At 34.8% G+C, this 21407-nt stretch carries 17 protein-coding genes; 10 read left to right on the forward strand and 7 right to left on the reverse strand.

From position 1 onward, the window contains the following. Positions 1-312: 312 nt before the first annotated feature. The 6 genes from M0M44_RS07760 to M0M44_RS07785 all read left to right on the forward strand — a co-directional run bounded on the left by M0M44_RS07760 (position 313) and on the right by M0M44_RS07785 (position 9045). Positions 313-1317 (forward strand): homocysteine S-methyltransferase family protein, encoded by a 1005-nt coding sequence (locus M0M44_RS07760; RefSeq protein WP_248729247.1) that lies wholly within the window; start codon positions 313-315, stop codon positions 1315-1317. Positions 1318-1650: 333 nt separating this feature from the next. Next, positions 1651-4326 (forward strand): methionine synthase, encoded by a 2676-nt coding sequence (gene metH, locus M0M44_RS07765; protein ID WP_248729248.1) that lies wholly within the window; start codon positions 1651-1653, stop codon positions 4324-4326. A 77-nt stretch (positions 4327-4403) separates the two neighbouring features. Continuing rightward, a complete protein-coding gene (gene metF, locus M0M44_RS07770; protein WP_248729249.1) occupies positions 4404-5360 on the forward strand; it encodes a methylenetetrahydrofolate reductase [NAD(P)H] in 957 nt (318 codons plus the stop codon). Positions 5361-5473: 113 nt separating this feature from the next. Further along, entirely contained in the window at positions 5474-6127 is a 654-nt protein-coding gene (locus M0M44_RS07775) for a class I SAM-dependent methyltransferase (RefSeq protein WP_248729250.1), read from the forward strand. A gap of 172 nt (positions 6128-6299) precedes the next feature. Beyond that, a complete protein-coding gene (locus tag M0M44_RS07780) occupies positions 6300-7523 on the forward strand; it encodes a dicarboxylate/amino acid:cation symporter (RefSeq protein ID WP_248729251.1) in 1224 nt (407 codons plus the stop codon). 121 nt (positions 7524-7644) lie between these two features. Then, on the forward strand, positions 7645-9045 hold the full coding sequence (locus tag M0M44_RS07785; RefSeq protein WP_248729252.1) for a pyridoxal phosphate-dependent decarboxylase family protein: 1401 nt from the start codon (positions 7645-7647) through the stop codon (positions 9043-9045). A gap of 91 nt (positions 9046-9136) precedes the next feature. On the opposite strand, the gene M0M44_RS07790 is transcribed toward M0M44_RS07785, so the two are convergent. Together M0M44_RS07790 and gldA are read right to left on the reverse strand one after the other, a co-directional pair. Continuing rightward, on the reverse strand, positions 9137-11257 hold the full coding sequence (locus tag M0M44_RS07790) for an outer membrane beta-barrel family protein (protein ID WP_248729253.1): 2121 nt from the start codon (positions 11255-11257) through the stop codon (positions 9137-9139). Between the two features lie 383 nt (positions 11258-11640). Then, positions 11641-12537: a gliding motility-associated ABC transporter ATP-binding subunit GldA gene (gldA, locus tag M0M44_RS07795; RefSeq protein WP_248729254.1), complete on the reverse strand. Its 897-nt coding sequence runs from the start codon at positions 12535-12537 to the stop codon at positions 11641-11643. 148 nt (positions 12538-12685) lie between these two features. Between gldA and M0M44_RS07800 the strand changes: the two genes are divergently transcribed. The 4 genes from M0M44_RS07800 (at position 12686) to M0M44_RS07815 (ending at position 15941) form a co-directional block, all read left to right on the forward strand. Beyond that, positions 12686-13270: an outer membrane beta-barrel protein gene (locus M0M44_RS07800; protein ID WP_248729255.1), complete on the forward strand. Its 585-nt coding sequence runs from the start codon at positions 12686-12688 to the stop codon at positions 13268-13270. 223 nt (positions 13271-13493) lie between these two features. Further along, a complete protein-coding gene (locus tag M0M44_RS07805; protein WP_248729256.1) occupies positions 13494-14081 on the forward strand; it encodes an outer membrane beta-barrel protein in 588 nt (195 codons plus the stop codon). Positions 14082-14328: 247 nt separating this feature from the next. Then, positions 14329-14496, forward strand: coding sequence for an Lrp/AsnC ligand binding domain-containing protein (locus M0M44_RS07810; RefSeq protein WP_420842778.1), 168 nt, complete (start codon positions 14329-14331; stop codon positions 14494-14496). Between the two features lie 98 nt (positions 14497-14594). Beyond that, complete coding sequence (locus tag M0M44_RS07815) at positions 14595-15941, forward strand: deoxyguanosinetriphosphate triphosphohydrolase (RefSeq protein WP_248729993.1); 1347 nt, start codon at positions 14595-14597, stop codon at positions 15939-15941. 69 nt (positions 15942-16010) lie between these two features. Here M0M44_RS07815 and M0M44_RS07820 read toward each other — a convergent pair whose 3' ends face one another. From M0M44_RS07820 to M0M44_RS07840, 5 genes are all read right to left on the reverse strand, one after another. Further along, positions 16011-17012, reverse strand: coding sequence for a DUF3078 domain-containing protein (locus M0M44_RS07820; RefSeq protein ID WP_248729258.1), 1002 nt, complete (start codon positions 17010-17012; stop codon positions 16011-16013). Positions 17013-17046: 34 nt separating this feature from the next. Continuing rightward, a complete protein-coding gene (locus M0M44_RS07825) occupies positions 17047-18834 on the reverse strand; it encodes a 1-deoxy-D-xylulose-5-phosphate synthase (RefSeq protein ID WP_248729259.1) in 1788 nt (595 codons plus the stop codon). Positions 18835-18885: 51 nt separating this feature from the next. Then, positions 18886-19524: a hypothetical protein gene (locus M0M44_RS07830; RefSeq protein ID WP_248729260.1), complete on the reverse strand. Its 639-nt coding sequence runs from the start codon at positions 19522-19524 to the stop codon at positions 18886-18888. Next, complete coding sequence (locus M0M44_RS07835; RefSeq protein WP_248729261.1) at positions 19524-20342, reverse strand: energy transducer TonB; 819 nt, start codon at positions 20340-20342, stop codon at positions 19524-19526. The genes M0M44_RS07830 and M0M44_RS07835 overlap by 1 nt, the downstream gene beginning before the upstream one ends. Before the next feature lie 79 nt (positions 20343-20421). Beyond that, positions 20422-21387 (reverse strand): energy transducer TonB, encoded by a 966-nt coding sequence (locus M0M44_RS07840; protein WP_248729262.1) that lies wholly within the window; start codon positions 21385-21387, stop codon positions 20422-20424. Positions 21388-21407: the final 20 nt, after the last annotated feature.

The raw sequence follows: 21407 nt of genomic DNA on the forward strand, positions 1-21407 counted from the left end.
CCAGACAACACACAATATTTACTGAAACAGATTCTGTATCAGGAGCGAATCATTGGCGCATTTTTGCAGTCAATAGTTCCCGCTTTTCGTTGCAATCTTTTGTTTTTTAAAGAAAAAACAAAAGGATTTCCACTTCAATCGGGGCTAATGAGCCAGCAATAGTGCACTTTTGGAATTAATGTGAAAAAAATATCGAAGGTTAAACCAGACTGGTTTTCAATCCCGAAGCTTCGGGACTGTCAGGTTTAAATAGAGTCTTCAAAATTATAATTAAAAAAGCTTTGTGCCTTAGTGGCTTAGCGGCAAAAGAATATGGCAATTACGATACAAGAAGCAATAAAGAAAAATATCCTAATCCTAGACGGAGCAATGGGAACGATGTTGCAACGCTATAATTTCTCAGAAGAAGATTTTAGAGGAGAGCGTTTCAAAGATTTCCTGCATCCGTTAAAAGGAAACAACGATTTATTATCCCTAACACAACCACAAGCCATCCGCGCTGTTCACGCTGCTTATTTTGAAGCTGGTGCTGATATTGTAGAAACCAATACTTTTTCAGGAACGACAATCGGTATGGCTGATTATCATATGGAAGATTTGGTTTACGAGTTAAACTACGAATCAGCAAAGATCGCACGACAAGTTGCTGATGAGTTTACCGCAAAAAATCCAGAGAAACCACGTTTTGTAGCTGGTTCAATCGGACCAACAAACCGTACGGCAAGTATGTCACCAGACGTAAACGATCCAGGTTACAGAGCCGTAACGTTTGACGATTTGCGAATTGCATACAAAGAACAAGTAGAAGCGTTAATGGATGGAGGATGCGATTTACTTTTAGTAGAAACGATTTTCGATACCTTAAATGCGAAAGCAGCACTTTTTGCAATTGAAGAAGTGAAGGAAGAACGTAATCTGGATATTCCAATTATGGTTTCAGGAACCATTACAGATGCTTCAGGAAGAACACTTTCTGGACAAACTGTTGAGGCATTTTTGATTTCAGTTTCGCATATTCCGTTGTTAAGTGTTGGTTTCAATTGTGCTCTTGGAGCCGATTTATTGAAACCGTATTTAAAAACATTAGCACATAATACAAGTTTTAATGTTTCGGCACATCCAAATGCAGGATTGCCAAACGCTTTCGGACAATACGACGAAACGCCAGAGCAAACGCAAGCTTTTATCAAAGAATATTTAGAAGATAATTTAATCAATATTATCGGTGGCTGTTGCGGAACAACGCCAGATCATATTCGATTAATGGCTGAGGTTGCGAAAGATTATAAGCCGAGGGTTGCGCCGGTTATTGCCTAAAGTTTCGCTTATGCAAGGTTTTAAAAACCTTGCAGGTTGAATTCAGAATAAAATGTTCCGTAGGAACAAATCATCGGTAGAAAAAAATGACAATTGAAATCGTGGAAAATAGATTGTTTGTTTTAACCGAGTCTGCGTGAGGGATAGAAGTGAAAAGCCCACAGCCTGACGAAGGAAGTGCGAGGACTTGTAACGGATAGCCCGGCCCGGAGGGACACGCCCAAATTAATAAACATAAATACCTACAAAGTTTTCAAAACCTTGCAGGAAACAAAAGAGAATAAAAAAAACTCAGAATCTAGGCATCTTAGAATCTTAGTAACTTAAAAAAAAATGGCAGAAAAAAGAAGAGACCTTGTATTATCAGGATTAGAACCATTGATTATTACGCCCGAAAGTGTTTTTGTAAACGTTGGGGAACGTACGAATGTAACAGGTTCAAGAAAATTCTTGAGATTAATCAAGGAAGAGAAATATGACGAGGCGCTTGATATTGCAAGGCAGCAGGTAGAAGGAGGAGCACAAATCATCGATATTAATATGGATGAGGGAATGTTGGATGGCGTTACTGCAATGACTAAATTTTTGAATTTAATTGCTGCAGAACCAGATATTTCGCGAGTGCCGATTATGATTGACAGTTCGAAATGGGAAATCATCGAAGCGGGTCTTAAAGTAGTACAAGGGAAAAGCGTTGTAAACTCGATTTCGTTAAAAGAAGGAGAAGAAGCCTTTATTCACCATGCTAAATTAATCAAACGCTACGGAGCGGCGGCGATTGTAATGGCTTTTGACGAAGTAGGTCAGGCCGATAATTACGATCGTAGAGTCGAGATTTGCCAACGTTCTTATGATATTTTGGTAAACAAAGTAGGTTTTCCTCCTCAGGATATTATTTTCGATTTGAATATTTTCCCAGTTGCAACAGGAATGGAAGAACACCGCCTGAATGCTTTGGACTTTTTTAGAGGAACAAAATGGGTTCGTGAGAATTTACCACACGCACATATTAGTGGAGGAGTGAGTAACGTTTCATTCTCGTTTAGAGGGAATGATGTTGTTCGTGAAGCGATGCACTCGGTGTTTTTGTATCACGCAATTAAAGAAGGAATGACGATGGGAATCGTGAATCCAGAGATGCTTACGATTTATGATGATATTCCGAAAGACTTATTAGAACACGTTGAAGACGTAATTTTAGATAGACGTGATGATGCTACAGAACGACTTTTAGATTTTGCAGAAAATGTAAAAGGTGAAGTAAAAAGCGATGAAAAAGCCATTCAGGAGTGGCGTTTAGGATCTGTTCAGGATCGTATTACACATTCTTTGGTAAAAGGAATTGATGCTTTTATTGAAGAAGATGTAGAAGAAGCCCGTTTGGCAGCAACAAAACCAATTGAAGTTATCGAGATCAATTTAATGGCTGGAATGAATGTCGTTGGAGATTTATTCGGGAGCGGAAAAATGTTCCTGCCACAGGTTGTAAAATCGGCTCGTGTAATGAAAAAAGCGGTTGCTTATTTGCTGCCTTTTATTGAAGCAAGCAAACAAGCTGGAGATAAACAAGGAAACGGAAAAATCCTGATGGCAACCGTAAAAGGTGATGTTCATGATATTGGAAAAAACATCGTTTCGGTGGTTTTAGCTTGTAACAATTATGAGATTGTAGATTTAGGTGTAATGGTTCCTCCAGAAAAAATCATTGCAGCGGCTATTGAACATGAAGTAGATATTATCGGATTAAGTGGACTGATCACACCTTCGCTTGACGAAATGGTTTATTTGGCCAAAGAATTAGACAAACAAGATATTAAAATCCCGATTATGATTGGTGGTGCAACTACTTCGCGCGCGCACACCGCGGTGAAAATTGCTCCTCAATATAGAGAAACTGTAATTCACGTAAACGATGCTTCGAGAGCCGTTACCGTTGCAGGAAATCTATTAGATCATAACCGAAAAATATATGCAGCCGATATTCGTGCAGAATACGATTCGTTTAGAGAAACATTTTTAAATCGTTCGAGAGATAAAAACTTCTTAACGATTGAAGATGCGCGTAAAAATAAATTACCATTGGATTGGAGTGAATATACTCCAGTTAAACCAAAAGTAATTGGTGCACAAACCATAGAAGTTGAATTGGATGTTTTGGTTCCGTATATCGACTGGACGCCATTTTTTCAGACTTGGGAATTGTACGGAAAATATCCGGCAATTTTAACGGATGAGGTTGTGGGCGAACAAGCAACATCTGTTTTCAAAGATGCTCAGGCGATGCTTAAAGTAATCTTAGAAGAGAAAAAACTAAAAGCAAAAGGTATTTACGGAATTTTCCCTGCGAATCAGGTGGATGATGACGATATCGAATTGCGTGATGAAAACGGAAAAGTTTTAGAAAAATTCTTAACGCTTCGCCAGCAGTCACAAAAAACAAAAGGCGCTCCAAACATCGCTTTAGCCGATTTTATTCTGCCAAAAGAAAGCGGAATAGAAGATTATATGGGAGCTTTTTGTGTAACCACAGGTTTTGGTGTTGACGAATGGGCTGCGGAATATGAAAAGAATTTAGACGATTACAATTCGATTATGGTCAAAGCGCTTGCAGATCGTTTTGCTGAGGCTTTCGCCGAATATCTTCACGAAAAAGTTCGTAAGGATTTCTGGGGTTATGATTCAGAAGAATCTTTAACCAACGAAGAATTGATTAAAGAAAATTATAAAGGAATTCGTCCTGCGCCAGGTTATCCGGCTTGTCCTGATCACTTGGAAAAACCAACGATTTGGAAGCTTTTAAATGTAGCCGAAGAAATTGGAGTTACTTTGACAGAAAGTATGGCGATGTGGCCGGCTTCTTCGGTTTCAGGATATTATTTCGGAAACCCAAAGAGCCGATATTTCGGATTAGGAAAAATAAAAGAAGATCAAGTCACAGATTACGCCAAACGCCGAAATGTACCACTTGATTACGCAATGAAATGGTTAAACCCTAATATAGCAGATTAAATTAGTCTAAAGTCAAAAGTCTTAAAGTCCGAAAGGAAAGACTTTCGACTTTCGACTTTCAAACTTTAAGACTTAAAATGAAAGTAACAGAGCATATAGAAAACGCCAAAGGAAAAACATTATTCTCATTTGAAATTATTCCGCCTCAAAAGGGGAAAAGCATTCAGGAATTATACGATAATATTGATCCGTTAATGGAGTTTAAACCGCCGTTTATTGATGTAACAACTTCTCGTGAAGAATATATTTATATTGATAAAGGAAACGGACTTTTGGATAAAAAGCTAACTCGTATGCGTCCGGGAACGCTTGGGATTTGCGCTTCTATAAAACATAAATACAATGTCGATACAGTTCCACATTTACTTTGTGGCGGATTTACGCAGGAAGAAACAGAGTATATGTTGGTTGATTGTCAGTATTTAGGAATCAACAATGTGATGGCGCTTCGCGGAGATGCCATGAAAGATGAGCAGTCTTTTACGCCAAAAGCGGGAGGAAATCATTATGCAATCGATTTGGTTCGTCAAATCAACGATTTAAATTGTGGAAAATATCTTCATGAAGTAATGGATGTTGACAATAAAGCCGATTTTTGTATTGGCGTTGCAGGATATCCAGAAAAGCATTTAGAATCACCATCTTTACAATCAGATTTAAAAAGATTAAAAGAAAAAGTAGATGCAGGAGCAGATTATGTTGTAACACAAATGTTTTTTGACAACTCGAAATATTTTGCCTTTGTAGAAAAAGCAAGAGAAATAGGTATTACAATTCCGATTATTCCTGGAATAAAACCTATTGCGGTTCAGAGACATTTACAGGTTTTACCACAGATTTTTAGAATCGATTTACCAGAAGATTTAATCGATGCTGTAGATAAATGCAAAAACAATGCTGAAATCAAACAAGTCGGAATCGAATGGGCGATTCAGCAGTCATTAGAATTAAAAGCCGCTGGAGTTCCGTTTTTACACTATTATTCAATGGGTAAATCTGAGAACATTCGCCAGATTGCAAGTCAGGTTTTTTAAGGTATGTGTGATGAACTTTGTCAAAGTTTTAAACTTTGACAAAGTTGTTGAGAACTAAGAAGGCAGTCTTGGAATTTGGTATTTTTAAATTTTGGAATTTAACTTTTACAATCATGAAACAAGAAGAACTACAAGCCATAGCTTCTCAATTAAAACATCCATCGGGAGAAAAAGGAATCGAAATGGGCAATATGATGAACGAGACGAACATCAACATGACCAAACATTCGATTCAGAATTTGAATATAGCAAACGAAAACAGAATTTTGGAACTAGGCCACGGAAACGCTGGTCATGTAGAGTTTTTGTTTGAACAAGCTGAAAGGCTAAAATATTACGGACTGGAAATGTCGGAACTGATGTTTCAGGAAGCAAGACAAATCAACCGAAATTTCGTTTCTCAAAAACAGGCCTTCTTTTCACTTTATGACGGAAATACTATTCCGTTTGAAGCTGAATTATTTGATAAAATATTTACGGTAAACACCATTTATTTTTGGCAGAAGCCTGAAGAACTACTTTCAGAAATCTACAGAGTTTTAAAACCAAATGGAAATTTCTGCCTGACATTTGCCGAAGAAGATTTTATGAAAAAACTGCCTTTTACACAATTCGAATTTGAATTGTACAGTACAGAAAAAGCGCAGGAATTAATCAAAAAATCGGATTTTAAAATTGTGTATACAGAAACACAGACCGAAAAAGTAAAAAGCAAAACAGGGGAATTAGTCGACAGAGCTTTTACTACGATTGTTCTGGAGAAATAATTTTTTTTGCTACTCCCGATAGCTATCGGGATAAAGATTAGCACAGATTAGAAAATCATTTTAATCCCTATAATCTGTGGCAAAAAAATTACCAATCAATTTTTGCAATCCTTTTTTGAGTACTTTCATTCTTTATTATTAATCTTTTCCGAATTTTAATTCTCTACAACTTATGGAAGTTAACAAAATCAATTTTTTGCAGAGTTACAGCAGTATTTTATGGCTTCTTGGCGGTATTATAATAGGAAGTGTTTTCGGATTGGTGTTTGGAGAAGATGTTTTGATTATAAAACCACTTGGCGATATATTCCTGAATTTACTTTTCACAGCTATTATTCCGCTTATTTTCTTCACAATCGGGTCTTCGGTTGCGAATCTGGAACGAACAGAAAAGCTAGGAAAACTGTTTGTTATAATGTTATTGGTTTTTCTCGCTACCATTCTGATTTCTGCTATTGTAATGATTTGTGCGGTTTATCTTTTTCCGATTCATGAAGATATCGCAATTGCAAAAGTTCCGTTTGAAGAAGTAGCATCAGGATCAGCAGGAGATCAAATTGCAAAACTGCTTACGGCCAATGATTTCTTCGAATTATTGTCTCGAAAAAGTATGCTGGCGTTGATTATTTTTTCTTTTTTAGTTGGTTTCGCCACATTACAATCAGGAGAAAAAGGAAACGCATTCAAAAGTTTTCTGGATTCTGGAAACGAGGTCATGAAACAGCTTTTAAACATCATCATGAAATTGGCGCCAATTGGTTTAGGAGCCTATTTTGCTTATCAAGTTGGAGTTTTTGGACCGCAATTGTTAGGAGTTTATGCAAAACCAATGGCAGTTTATTATGCCGCCTGCATTTTCTATTTCTTTGTTTTCTTTAGTTTATATGCCCTTACCGCTGGCGGAAAAAGAGCTTTTAAAGTTTTTTGGAGCAATAACATCATGCCTTCTTTGACAGCTGTAGGTACCTGTAGTAGTATAGCAACCATTCCAGCCAATTTAGCGGCAGCAGAAAAAATGGGAATCCCGGCACATGTACGAAATTTGGTAATTCCGCTTGGTGCGCCTCTGCACAAAGACGGTTCGAGTATGTCATCCATCTTAAAAATAACCTTTTTGTTTGCTATGTTTGGCAAAGATTTTTCAGATCCGATGACCATTCTTTTGGCATTAGGAATAACTGTAATTGTTTCAATTGTCGAAGGTGGAATTCCAAACGGAGGTTATATTGGGGAAATTTTAGCCATTACTGTTTATGGTTTTCCGATGGAACAAGCTTTGCCAGTTGCCATGATTTTAGGAACGTTAGTTGATCCAATTGCTACTTTACTAAATGCTAATGGAGATGTAATCTCTTCTATGATGGTTTCACGGTTTTCCGAAAAGACAAAGTGGTAGCTTCTCTATAAATTTTCAATTAAAATAAATACTAAAAACAACTTATTTCGCGTGAAATGGCTTCTCCCGAAGTCTCGGGATCGCTCAGCCTGATAATGCGTGATGTAAATAACTATATACTATGAATTCAAAATTACAGCACGATCTCGACAACTTTGAGAATATCTTACAAAAAGCAAAACAACAGGGAATTGATTTTTTGAATAATATTGATAACATTCCAACCTCTAATACTTATTCAATCGATCCTAAAACTGAGCTAAATGAATTAGGTTTAGGATCTATTGAAGCTTTGAAGGAATTTAATGAAAGATTGGCTCCATTAATGGTTTCTTCGCCTGGGCCAAGATATTGGGGATTTGTAACCGGCGGATCAACCCCAGCTTCTATTGTTGGAGATTGGCTGGCATCGGTTTACGATCAAAACACACAATCTGTGACTTCGCAGGGCGGTAATTCGGCTTTAATAGAGTTTGAAACTATTAATTTATTATTGCAGTTATTAGAACTTCCAGATTCGTTTTTAGGAGGATTTGTAACAGGCGCAACAATGTCTAATTTCACCAGTTTAGCAGTTGCGAGACAATGGTTTGGAAAACAGTATGGAAAAGATTTTGCTAAAAACGGAATCTCTGAAACCCTTACTATTTTAACGGCAACACCACATTCTTCTTCTATAAAATCATTATCGATGTTAGGAATTGGAAGCCAGAATTATACGGTTGTAAAAACAATTGAAGGCAATCGTGAAGCTTTGGACATTGCCGATTTAGAAGAAAAGATTAAAGCTCTAAACGGAAAACCTTTTATTCTAATTTCAAGTGCTGGAACGGTAAACACCGCCGATTTTGATGATTTTGAAGCAATCGCCCAACTACGAGAAAAATACAAATTCTGGTGGCATATTGACGGTGCTTTTGGCGGATTTGCTGCAGTTTCAGAAAAATACAAACATTATGTAAAAGGCTGGGAAGGAGCAGACAGTATTACGATTGATTGTCATAAATGGTTGAATGTTCCGTACGAAAGTGCTTTTTATTTAGTTAAAAAAGAACATGTTAATCTGCAGATTGAAACATTCCAAAATTCAAATGCGCCTTATTTAGGGAATCCGTTGGAAAATTTTAATTATCTAAATGTAGTTCCAGAAAATTCTCGCCGTTTACGTGCGTTACCTGTATGGTTTTCGCTTAAAGCCTACGGAAAAGAAGGTTTTAGAGACCTTATTGAGGATAGTACAGCATTGGCTTTACATTTTGCAAATGCTTTAATAGAAAATGATTTTGAACTTTTAGCTCCAATTCGTTTAAATAATGTTTGCTTTACACTAAAAGGAGAAAAAAATCAGGAAAAAGTAAGTCCGTTTTTATCTGCTTTGAATGATACTGGAAAAGTATTTATGACGCCAACAGTTTATCAGAACAAAAAAGGAATTAGAGCTTCATTTGTAAATTGGAGAACTACAGAAAATGATGTAAAACTTGTAATAGAGAAAATGCGTGAAGTGATTTCGGAAATATAATCTATCTAAAAATAGAAGAGCCTGTTTGAAGGAACAGGCTCTTGACTAACACAAAAAAAAACAAAAAACAAGGTATTTAAAGAACGAAACTTTATATACGGTATGTAAATGCAATTGTCGCTATACGATTGTCAAGATCATATCTTTTATCAATAGTAGTTTGCGCGACAGCAGATTTAATATAGAAATTATTGGTGTTGAAAACATTGGTAAAATTGAGTTTAATATTTCCTTTTTTAGCCAAAACTTGTTTAGAAATCCCAATGCTGAAATCAAAGAAACCGTCTCTTTGGTAAATTCCAAGATTAGATTTTGACTGATATTGTGCGTTCCCTTCTGCTTTTAAGGTTTCGGTTATTGTAAAGGAGTTTTGAACACTCAGATTTATTGTCATAATAGGATCAATCGTATTGCTGTTTAAAATTTGTCCCATAAATTTATTTTCAAAAACATTGAATAAAGTGTTGACAGACCACCACTTGCTTAACTCAGAAGTATTGGTAATGTTAACTCCATAATTGTATGATTTATCAACGTTTATTTGAGTGGTAACGGTTGTATTCGTGTCTGGATTGTAGTTGTATACTTCCGTAAAAACATCTTTGGTGCTATTGAAATAAAGAGAAGCCATGAAATTGCTTTTCCAAGCATAACCAATTTCCATAGCGTGCGTAATCTCTGGAATCAAGTTCGGATTTCCTTGCGAATAATTGAATGAATCATCGTAAAAACGGAACGGATTCAAATCAAACTGACTGGGTCTATTGATTCTTTTGCTATACGATGCATGTGCAGAATGATTACTCGTGAATTCATATTTTAAAGAAAGACTTGGAAACCATTTCAAATAATCATCTTTGTGTTCTTCATTCAATGTTTTCTGATCAATATTGATTGCAGTGTATTCGCTTCTTAAACCAGCCTGAATATTTAATTTTTCTAACTGATATTTGTAGTTGGCGTAAGCAGCGTAAATCTGTTCATTATATTCAAAATGATTGGTAGAGTTAAAATCAATAAGCCATTGGTTATTTTCATAATATTCGTAAACAGATGGATTGTCATTGTTTTTAATGCTAGCTTTGAAACCCCACTCAATAGATTGTTTTTCCTTGAACGGATTTACAAAATCGACTTTTCCTGTAAAGACTTTTAATTGAGAAGGAATATAACCGCGACGATCGTTTACAACAGTAGCGTTTGCAGTATTATCTGCGCTCTGAAATTGATTAGATTTAAACTTCGAAGTTTCATATTCAAAATCAAAAATCATATTTTTTCCTTCGTCATTGAATTTATGCGTACCAGAAAAAGCATACGTATAATCGTTCCATTTTTCTTTACTATCATTATAGGTCAAAGCATCAAAAATGGGCTGATTTGAAGTGTTGAAGACTTTATTTGTTCCGTCAGCCATATTTTCATAACGTCCAATTTTGGCATCAACATAGAATTCTAAATTGGTTTTAGGCGAAACTTCATATTGAGTACCAACCTTGAAATTATTAGAAGTCAAAGGTTCATCTGTTATAGAAGTTTGGTGATTTGTAGAAGCAATTTCTTGATGCGTAAGGCTTGTATATTGAGTCTGGTTGAATTGTTTATGCTCTTCTTCACCACGGAAAGTATAGCTGTAATTTCCGAAAACGCCCCATTTATCTTTATTGTAATTTAAATTGAAGCCCGAATTGGTTCTGTTTTTTCGTCCTCTTCCGTAACTCGCAAAAGCGGTACCTTTTAAACCAGAGGAGTTTGGTTTTTTAAGTATGATGTTAATAATTCCAGCTTTTCCGGCTGCATCGTATTTAGAAGAAGGATTTGTAATTACTTCAATTTGTTTGATGTTGGATGAAGTCGTAGCTTTTAGATAATTGGCCAATTCTTTTTGAGAAAGCTGCGTTAGTTTACCGTTAATCATTACGGCAACGCCTTGTTGTCCGCGAATTGACAAATCGCCATCTTGAGACACAACAACGCCTGGCGCACGTGATAAGACGTCAAGCGCGGTCCCGCCTTCAGAAACGATGCTGTTTTCTACATTAAAAACAAGGCGATCCGATTTTTGAGTGTAAAGTACTTTCTTTTTACTAATCACAATTTCATCTAAAGCATTTATAGCGGTTTCAACAATACTATCTGTTTCTTTTTCTGTTTGAGAATATCCATCATATACCGAAAAAGCGAGCATAAGAGAGGTTATAATTTTTTTCATGTTGTTTAAATTTGGCTAATTCTAAACGGAGATTTAGAACCTAATAATCTTTTGTAGTTTTTAAAATCAGAATTTATTGCAGTACAATTTGCTCTAATTTGTCCGAAAACCTTTTTTGAAGATTTATTGCTTGATTTGAAACAACATACATAAGTTTTTTGAGGGTAAGGAGAATAGGTAACATACCGTGGCATTTAAAATTTGATTTGCCAAATATAACACTATTTATAACAAGTCTAAATAAAAATAGAAATTATTTTTATTGAAAAACCCTTATTTTACTGATTTTCAGAGAAGAGAAGAAGAAATAAGAATTAAAAAAGGGTTTGTTTTAAATAAAACAAACCCTTTTTTAAGTGAAAATGATGACTGTAACAGAAAACTTATTTCGTAATTTCTCTAAAAACAGCTTCCAGATTTTTATTTTTCTGATTAAGTTGTAAAGTTTTTAATCCATTTTCGTTGGCAAAGTCAAAAATAGCGGGGCGCATATCTTTCTCTGTAACAAAAGTGAGTTCCCATGTCATGTCATGCGTATTTACATAAGAAGAAATATTTTCTAGTCTAGCCAAAAGCTGCTCTTCAACTTTGTAATCAAACTCTACTTCAATTACTTGCTCTTTATTGGCAGTAACCAAATGGTCCAATTTATTGTCTGCAACGATTTGTCCTTTGTCAATAATTATGACACGATCGCATATTGCTTCAACCTCCTGCATAATGTGTGTCGACAAAAAAACAGTTTTATTTTTTCCTGCATTTTTAATCACATTTCGAATTTCCATTAACTGGTTAGGATCCAGTCCAGTAGTTGGCTCATCCAAAATTAAAACTTCTGGATCATGAAGCAGAGCATTTGCCAATCCAACGCGCTGGCGATACCCTTTAGAAAGCTGTCCAATCTTTTTATGGCTTTCTGGTGTCAGTCCTGTCAGTTGAATTACTTCTTCAATTCTTGATTTTGGCACGTTATAAACATCGGCATTAAATGCCAAATACTCACGAACATACAAATCCAAATATAACGGATTGTGCTCTGGTAAGTAACCAATCGAGCGTTGTACTTCTTTTGCGTTTGTCATGACATCGTGACCATTTACAAGGGCTGAGCCACTGTCGGCAAGTAAATAAGTGGTCAAAATTTTCATCAAAGTAGATTTTCCAGCTCCGTTTGGACCAAGAAATCCTACGATTTCCCCTTTCTCAATTTTAAAAGAAATTTCATTTAGAGCTTTTTGCTCTCCGTAACTTTTTGATATACTGTTTACTTCTATCGACATGACTTTTTATTTGTTACAAAAGTAACGAGAAATAGTTTCGATTGCTAAAATTTTATCTCTTAAAGTAATTATAAAAAAATTGAACAGCCCAGTATTCACGGCATCGTTATTGTTAAAGGAATGCTAAAATTAAAATAAAACCCAAATCATGAAAAAAATTCTAGTGATGGCTGCTTTAGCTATCTGCAGTTTTGCAAACGCACAAAAAGGTACAATCTTAGTTGGTGGAAACATCGGTTACACTTCTGAAAAATCAGAATACAGATTTAGCGAAGACAAAACAAGTACATTTACTTTTTCTCCAAAAGTAGGTTACCAATTTAACGATAACTGGACAGTAGGAGGAGAATTTGCAGTAAGTTCATCTAACAACGAAACAACAGCGGGTATCGAAGAAAAAAACAACAACTTCAAATTAGGAGCTTTTGTTCGTTATTCTGTGCCATTAAGCCAAACTTTTGCAGTTTTTGCTGATATGGGTGCAGGTTTCCAAACTCAAAAAGATAAAGTGTATGGTCCTGGAAATGCTTTCTCAAAATACAAAGGAGACGGTATGTATGTTGGAGTAACTCCAGCTCTTTTCATCAACATGAAAAAAGGTTTTGGTCTTAACTTCAGCATTGGTGGTTTAGGATACGAAACTTTAAGCTATGACAATAATGGAGCTGATTACAGTAAATTCTACTTCAACTTTGGTCAAACATTTAATATTGGAATCTCTAAAAACTTCTAATCTTAGTTTTTATATTCAATTTCAGAAAGCGCTCCATTTGGAGCGCTTTTTTTATGCTCTAATGTAAATTTATTGTTTGCGAATTTGTAATAAAAAACGCAATTAGTGTTGAGGTGTTTAGAATTTATTAAATAACTGTAAATGATTGGTTTTACGATTATTATTGATTGTCTGGTGGCATTGTTGTTGGTTAATGCCTACAAATTTTAAATTATAGACCATTATGAAAAAAATGCTACTTATTCTTGCATTGTCAGTTTTTGGCTTTGCAAATGCCCAAAAGGGAACAATTTTAGTTGGAGGAAACATTGGTTATACTTCTGAAAAAACTGAAAGAGAAATTACATCAGCAAAAAATAATGTTTTTCAGTTTTCTCCAAAAATTGGATATCAATTTCACGATAACTGGACAGCTGGAATTGAATTTTCGGTAGTATCTTCAAAAAGTAATCTTGGAGAGGGTGAAGGTAAAGCTACTACTTTTAAAACAGGAGCTTTTGTACGTTATACAATGCCATTGAACGAAACTTTTTCAGTTTTTGCTGATTTGGGGGCTGGGTTTCAAAATCAAAAAATTAAAAATTACGAAAATGGATCGCTGGTATCAGATAATAAAGCTGATGGTTTTTATACAGGCATCACTCCGGCTCTTTTTATTAATATGAAAAAAGGTTTTGGTTTAAACTTTAGTATTGGCGGATTAGGATATGAAACCTTAAACTATGATATAAGTGGCAGTGATGTTGATTACAGTAAATTTTTCGTCAATTTTGGTCAAACATTTAACATTGGAATTTCTAAAAACTTTTAGTTTTGACTTTTATGTAAATAGAAAAGCGCTTCAATTTGGAGCGCTTTTTTTATTAAAAGTTGTGATAAAAATCTTCTGCTTCTAAAAAACAATGCCAGTAGGTGAAGTCGAAACAAATCATAACTTCAAGATTTTCGACTTCACCTACTGGCATTGAAACAAAAATATAATCTAAATAAATAGTATTAACTCACTAGGTTTTCAACTGAGGCTCTCATTTCTTGAGCAGCGGAAACCATTTCGATTAATCGCTGTAAATAGCGATTACGACTTTATGCTTAAAATTTTGGTTCAGGATATGACTATTTATCAGGGTTTTGTAATGAATAAGCTGTCAACGATTGAAAACATTGGAAACACTAACAGTATTTTTGTAATGGGAGAAATCAAACACAGCACCGCTTTAGAATTTTAAAGCAGAAGAAAATCCTAAAATAAAACGTATTTTTGAAATCTAAAATCAGCAATTTAGATCAAAAATCTAAAATCGTTAATCTACAATCTAAAATTAAAATGAACTGGGAACAACTTTTATCATTAAAACGTCAGGGAGATACAAGCAAAAGATTACGTGTAGAACAAGATGATACTCGTTTAGGATTTGAAGTCGATTATGACCGAATTATATTCTCTGCCGCTTTTAGAAGTTTGCAAGATAAGACACAAGTTATTCCGCTTTCTAAAACCGATTTCGTGCACACGCGTTTAACGCATAGTTTGGAAGTTTCTGTTGTAGGGCGTTCGCTTGGGCGTTTGGTTGGAAAGAAAATCATTGAAAAATACCCTTATTTAAAAGAAGTTCATGGTTATCATATGAATGATTTTGGAGCTATTGTGGCAGCAGCTTCATTAGCGCACGATATCGGGAACCCGCCTTTTGGGCATTCTGGAGAAAAAGCGATTGGAGAGTATTTCTCTATCGGAAATGGTCTGAAATATAGAAATCAGCTAACAGATAAACAATGGCAAGATTTAATTGATTTTGAAGGAAATGCCAATGGTTTTTCGGTTCTTACGGCAAGCCGTCCAGGAATTGAAGGCGGACTTCGTATTTCGTATGCTACTTTGGGAGCTTTTATGAAATATCCGAAAGAGAGTCTTCCGAAAAAGCCAACCCATAATATCGCCGATAAGAAATACGGTTTCTTTCAAACAGATAAATTATTCTTTGAAGAAGTTGCCAAAGATATGGGAATGATTGCCAATAAATCTGGAGATGATATTGGTTTTGAAAGACATCCTTTGGCGTATTTAGTTGAAGCTGCAGATGATATTTGTTATACGATTATTGATTTTGAAGACGGAATCAATTTAGGTTTGGTTTCTGAAGATTTTGCTTTAGAATATTTAATTAATTTGGTAAAAGACAATATAGGAGTTTCTAAATACAAATCATTAACTACAAAAGAAGACCGTATTAGTTATTTAAGAGCTTTGGCAATCGGAACTTTAATTAATGATGCTGTAAATGTTTTTGTTGAAAATGAAGAAGCAATTCTTGCTGGAAACTTTCCGTATGCTTTAACAGATAAAAGCAAATACAAAGCACAGATGAATGATATTATCAAACTGAGTGTCGAAAAAATCTACCAGAGCAGAGAAGTAATTGAAAAAGAAATTGTAGGTTATCAAATTATTCAAACGCTGTTGGATAAATTTATTACAGCGTTTAATAATAAATACGATGGAACTGCCTCAAACTACGATAAGTTGATTTTGAAAATGCTTCCAGAAAAACATCATTTGGAGAAAACCAATTTATATGAGCGTCTATTGCATATCTGCCATTATGTTTCGCTCTTAACAGACGGAAATGCACTTGAACTCTATGAAATGATTCAAGGACAAAAAAAGCGTTAACTAAAAAAAGCTTCTTTTAGAAATATTCTAGAAGAAGCTTTTTTTAGTTGTATTGATTTCTTTATTTCTTTATTTGAAAGCATAAACGAGACCAACACCAAGAACTTGTCTTAACTGCATTTTTGGTCCTTCAGTAACTTGACTTTTTGTTCCTGTGGCTGGATCGACAACTTCTATTTTGTTTTTAATATCATCATCGTAAATTAAATGAACGCCAATGTTTGCTTTGACATAAGCATTTACAACCAAATCGAGACGTGTATCATAATCAATGTCCACATTTCCGAATCGGTTTAAATAGTCAGTATATAAAGAAAGTCTGTTTTCGTAAAAAACATTTTTATAGATTTCGTTTTTCATGTAGGCAGTAAAAAGGATACCAAATTCGGCTTTTACCTTTTGGCCTTCTTCAATTAAAATTTGTTGTGTCGGATCTAAAGGATCTGGTGCATAAACGGCTTTTTTAACACCAAAAGAACCTTGGTTTGCCAAATTTTGATCTAATACCAATGTGGTCTTTAAAGTAATGGGTGAGAAATAAAATGTTCTGTTTTTCTCTTTATTTGAATTCTCTGCTCCGGCTCCTAAAAAGACATATGCCGGTGCAAAAGGTCTAGATATAGGAACGTCTCGATTAGGATAATTATAACCGTTGGTGAACTGCGTATTGAAGTTGAACTTTGCCGAATAGTACCAATTTGAAGCGGTGTCTTTTCTAAAACCATAAGTAGAGTTAAATTGAATCGCATCATCTGTTTTTCTCGTTTCAATATCTTCTTGTTTGTTTAGACCATATTTCATAATAAGTTCGTTGAACCATTTATGATTTCCTTTCAAATAAGTTCGAGAGAATTCTCCTTTAAATAATCCAGAGATAGAACTTGTTCCCCCCGCGCTCCAGTTTACAAAAGCTATTTGTGAAAGGTCAAAACCAAGTTGGTTTTTTTCTGTCCAGTTTGAAGGCGGTTTAGGTGCTTGATTGGGGCTTAGAGTGGTTTGTATAATCTGGGCAAAGTTATTAGAAGTACACAAAAGCAATAATAGCAAAAGGGTAGAACGCAATAATTTCATTATAGGTAATTTTTGTTTTGGTTTCGCAAAATAATTATTTTGAACCGTTAGAAAAAAGATTTATTAAATTTTTAACGTCAATTTTACACAATTGTTGTAACTGATTTACTGTTCCGTGCTCCATAAATTGGTCTGGAACACCCAAAATTTCAATCGAATTTTTAAAATTATTTGCTGCTGCAAATTCTAAAACAGCACTTCCAAAACCACCATTTTTAACCCCATCTTCGATTGTAATAATGTTTTTAAAAGTTTTGAATATAGTTGTTAATGTATTGATGTCTAGTGGCTTAATGAAGCTAAAGTTATAATGGGCAGTCTCATCAGAATGAGCGCACTCTTTGAGAGCTTCAATAACATTATTTCCAATTGTTCCGGTCGACAGTACCGCAACTTCTGTACCATCTTTTAAACATTTTGCTTCGCCTAAATTAATTTTTTTGTAATGTCCGAAATTTTCTACTTCCCAATTTGGCAGTACGCCTCGACCTCTTGGATATCGAATTGCAATGGGATGATCTAATCCTAATTGTGCAGTATACAAAATGTTTTGAAGTTCAATTTCGTTTAAAGGCGCATAGATAATCATATTTGGAATAGAACGCAGATATGCGATGTCAAAAACACCATGATGCGTTGCGCCATCTTCGCCAACTAAACCTGCTCTGTCCAAACAAAAAATAACAGGAAGGTTTTGCAGCGCCACATCATGAATCACTTGATCGTAGGCGCGCTGTAAAAAAGTCGAATAAATATTGCAGTAAACAATCATTCCTTGAGTTGCCATACCAGCTGCTAATGTAACGGCATGCTGTTCGGCAATTCCAACGTCAAAGGCGCGATCTGGCAATTCGTCCATCATAAACTTTAATGAACTTCCAGATGGCATCGCAGGAGTAATTCCTATTATTTTTTCATTCTTTTTGGCTAAATCTAAAATGGTTAAGCCAAAAACATCTTGGTATTTTGGAGGGAGATTTTCTTCCGATTTTAAATGAATTTCGCCAGTTGAAGCATCAAACTTTCCAGGCGCGTGATATTTTACCTGATTTTCTTCAGCCTGAAGCAAGCCTTTCCCTTTTGTAGTTACGATATGAAGGAATTTAGGTCCCTTAATCTTTTTTAAACGTTTTAATTCTTTAATTAATTTCGGAAGATCGTGACCGTCTATTGGTCCCGAATAATCAAAATTTAAAGACTTTATGATATTATTTTGTCTTGGATTTTTCCCGTTTTTAACAGAAGTCAGATATTGTTTTAAAGCGCCAACACTAGGGTCAATTCCGATCGCATTATCATTTAGAATAACTAAAACATTAGCATCCGTAACTCCCGCATGATTAAGTCCTTCAAATGCCATTCCGCTTGCAATAGAAGCATCTCCAATTACCGCAATATGTTCTTTGTCAAAATCACCTTTTAACTTAGAGGCAATCGCCATTCCTAAAGCGGCAGAAATCGAAGTAGAAGAATGCCCAACGCCAAAAGTATCGTATATGCTTTCGCTTCTTTTTGGGAAACCAGAAATGCCGTCGATTTGCCTGTTGGTATGAAAAATTTCTCTTCTTTCGGTCAAGATTTTATGTCCATACGCCTGATGTCCAACATCCCAAACCAATAAATCATCTGGAGTATTAAAAACATAATGCAAGGCAATTGTCAATTCAATTACGCCCAAACTCGCGCCTAAATGACCTTCTTTTACAGAAACCACATCGATAATAAATTGACGCAGTTCTTGAGCAACCTGAGCAAGCTGTTCTTCTTTTAAAAGACGTAAATCGGTCGGATTGTATATGTTGGAAAGTAAATCGCTTTTCATTGTATTGTAAAAAGCAAATTTACGGTTTTAAATTTAATTTTTCTGTGCGTATTATTTTAGAAGAATAGGCACAGAATATTGCATTCTTACTTTTTTTCCATTTGATTCGCCGGGCATCCATTTAGGACATAAACTTAAAACCCTTATAATTTCTTTTTCCAAAGGTTCTTCAACAGGCGGCGAGCATTCAAGAAATGAAACGCTTCCATTTTTTTCTACTGCAAAGGCGAGGGTAAAATTGAGTTTCCAATAGTTTACGTTTTCAGGCTTTTTGTATTCTTTCATGAAAAAGTTATGAAATTGTTCGATACCACCTGGAAATTCGGCATTTGTATTCGAAAGGGGTTTTAGAGCTGAAGAAGCATCTTCTTTTTTTACTTTATCAGATTTTGAAGATTTGCTCTCATCCACTTCTCTAGATGCTATTGTCGTTGTTTTTTTTATTTTAAGTTGCTCAATTTTTGATAAATCTGACGGTGCTTGATCTGATTTTTTTGGACTAATTGCAGTTGCATCTAAAACTTCTGGTTTTGCTGTCAAAGTATCTTTGGTAACTTCAATATTCTTAATTTCTTGCTGTTTGTTTTCTTTGTTTTGGCAACCGAAAAAAACGACAGCTATAACTACATACAACGTTGGCAAAAACGATTTGCGGTTTATATAAGTAGTTAATTTATGTTTTATTTTCATTATTTAAATGTAATTGGCAAAATAAAAGTTGACCGTACAATTCGATTGTTTACTTTTCCAGGAATCCATTTTGGACCAGATTCTAATACTTTAATAACTTCTGTTCCATTTTCTGCCGACTTGTTTTTAGTTACTCTAAAATTGCTCAAAGTTCCATCTCTTTCTACAACAAATAGAACTGACATTTCTCCTTCTTTTGAAGCAGTATAATTTTTTGCAAAATAAGAATAGAATTTATTCATTCCGTTTTTTGGAGCAGGTAAAATATCCAAATCAACGGCATTATATATAATACTATATTTAAAATTTAATCTGTCATTTTCAATAGCTATGGGAGGAGTTACCATTCCCATTGTGACTCTTTCTATTGGCGCTTTTGTTTTTCCTTTTTTAGATTCAATCTGATGGCCATAGCAGAAGGAAACATCTTCATTTTGATTTTGTGTCGGATTGCCGACGATTTCAATCTGATCAATTTTTTTCTTGTTCCCTTCTTTATTTACACAGCTAAACAAAGTCGTTCCCATGGCAATAAACAAGGCAAGAAGAAACATTTTATGATAGTTTGTCTGTGAATATAAAACGCGATTCGGAATTTGAATCGTAATGGTATCTAACTGTGATTGCTTAAATCTACCGCAAATTTTCTCATTTTGATTTTGAATGAAATAGTGCTGAATTTCTTCTGGAAGCATAGAACTAAAATCAACAACAGTTTTAGAGCAACTCATGCAGAAACGGCCATTTTCATTTGGCGTCATTTCGTTCCAGTCTTCATAGCATGGTTCAGGAATGCTGATTTTATAATTTCTTTCCATATTCAGATATCAAAGATTAAATGTAATAAATAATAAGCACAAGCAATTTTTTTATAGAAAATCTATTAAAATTAGTCATTTATGGTTGTAGACTTAATTGTGTTTGTTCCTGACTTTCACCAGTTTTAACAATTTGCATGGTCGTAATTTTTGAAAATTTTCTCTTTCTTTTTTTTGGATTTAAAGTGTCGAGTTCAAGTGTGATAGGTAGATTGTAAAAAGTTCTAACTTTCCTTCCCGCGATTTCGCCCGGAGTCCATTTTATAGATTTTTCCAAAACTCGAATAGCTTCTTCCCCAGTTCCAAAACCAAGATCTTCAATAGTTTTTATTTCATTTAGTTTTCCGTCTTTTTCAATAACAAAAGACATTTTGATAACTCCGGTAGACTTTTTTAACTCTTTGGGTATTTTAAATTCAGATTTAAAAGCTTCGTAAAATACATTTATTCCTCCAGGGTAATCAGGTATGACATCAATTGACACACTTCCATAGACGGTATTGTCTTTATAAATATCATTATTGGCTATCGTTTCTCCGCATTCTGTTTTTACGAAAGAAAAGGATTTTTTGCTTTTTAAAGGAGAGCCATTTTTAGATTTTGTTTTGCTAACGGTTGTTGGTTTAGTAGTGATTACTTCCTGCTTTTCGTTAGATTGAGTTTTTAGAGAAGGAGAATTTTCAATTATTTCAATTTTCTCGATTTTTTGTTTGTTCCCTTCTTTGTTCTGACAGCTAAATAAAGTGCTTCCCATTGCAATAAATAAAGCCAGTAAAAACATTTTATGAAAATGCGTTTGTGTATAAAGCACCTTACTGGGAATTTGGATTGTTATCGAATCAAGTTGAGATTTTTTAAATTTTCCACATATTTTATTGCCTTGATTGCTAACAATGTATTGCTGAATTTCTTCTGGAAGCATAGAACTAAAATCAACAACAGTTTTAGAGCAGCTCATGCAGAAACGGCCATTTTCATTTGGCGTCATTTCGTTCCAGTCTTCAGAGCATGGTTCAGGAATGCTGATTTTGTAATTTCTTTCCATATTCAGATATCAGAGATTAA

Origin of the sequence: Flavobacterium humidisoli (assembly GCF_023272795.1) — a bacterium.
Lineage (GTDB): Bacteria > Bacteroidota > Bacteroidia > Flavobacteriales > Flavobacteriaceae > Flavobacterium > Flavobacterium humidisoli.

Bases quoted from the DNA above. Each gene is read 5' to 3' on its own strand.
- M0M44_RS07760 (WP_248729247.1), top strand. From the start codon at position 313: ATGGCAATTACGATACAAGAAGCAATAAAGAAAAATATCCTAATCCTA.
- metH (WP_248729248.1), top strand. From the start codon at position 1,651: ATGGCAGAAAAAAGAAGAGACCTTGTATTATCAGGATTAGAACCATTG.
- metF (WP_248729249.1), top strand. From the start codon at position 4,404: ATGAAAGTAACAGAGCATATAGAAAACGCCAAAGGAAAAACATTATTC.
- M0M44_RS07775 (WP_248729250.1), top strand. From the start codon at position 5,474: ATGAAACAAGAAGAACTACAAGCCATAGCTTCTCAATTAAAACATCCA.
- M0M44_RS07780 (WP_248729251.1), top strand. From the start codon at position 6,300: ATGGAAGTTAACAAAATCAATTTTTTGCAGAGTTACAGCAGTATTTTA.
- M0M44_RS07785 (WP_248729252.1), top strand. From the start codon at position 7,645: ATGAATTCAAAATTACAGCACGATCTCGACAACTTTGAGAATATCTTA.
- M0M44_RS07790 (WP_248729253.1), bottom strand. From the start codon at position 11,257: ATGAAAAAAATTATAACCTCTCTTATGCTCGCTTTTTCGGTATATGAT.
- gldA (WP_248729254.1), bottom strand. From the start codon at position 12,537: ATGTCGATAGAAGTAAACAGTATATCAAAAAGTTACGGAGAGCAAAAA.
- M0M44_RS07800 (WP_248729255.1), top strand. From the start codon at position 12,686: ATGAAAAAAATTCTAGTGATGGCTGCTTTAGCTATCTGCAGTTTTGCA.
- M0M44_RS07805 (WP_248729256.1), top strand. From the start codon at position 13,494: ATGAAAAAAATGCTACTTATTCTTGCATTGTCAGTTTTTGGCTTTGCA.
- M0M44_RS07815 (WP_248729993.1), top strand. From the start codon at position 14,595: ATGAACTGGGAACAACTTTTATCATTAAAACGTCAGGGAGATACAAGC.
- M0M44_RS07820 (WP_248729258.1), bottom strand. From the start codon at position 17,012: ATGAAATTATTGCGTTCTACCCTTTTGCTATTATTGCTTTTGTGTACT.
- M0M44_RS07825 (WP_248729259.1), bottom strand. From the start codon at position 18,834: ATGAAAAGCGATTTACTTTCCAACATATACAATCCGACCGATTTACGT.
- M0M44_RS07830 (WP_248729260.1), bottom strand. From the start codon at position 19,524: ATGAAAATAAAACATAAATTAACTACTTATATAAACCGCAAATCGTTT.
- M0M44_RS07835 (WP_248729261.1), bottom strand. From the start codon at position 20,342: ATGGAAAGAAATTATAAAATCAGCATTCCTGAACCATGCTATGAAGAC.
- M0M44_RS07840 (WP_248729262.1), bottom strand. From the start codon at position 21,387: ATGGAAAGAAATTACAAAATCAGCATTCCTGAACCATGCTCTGAAGAC.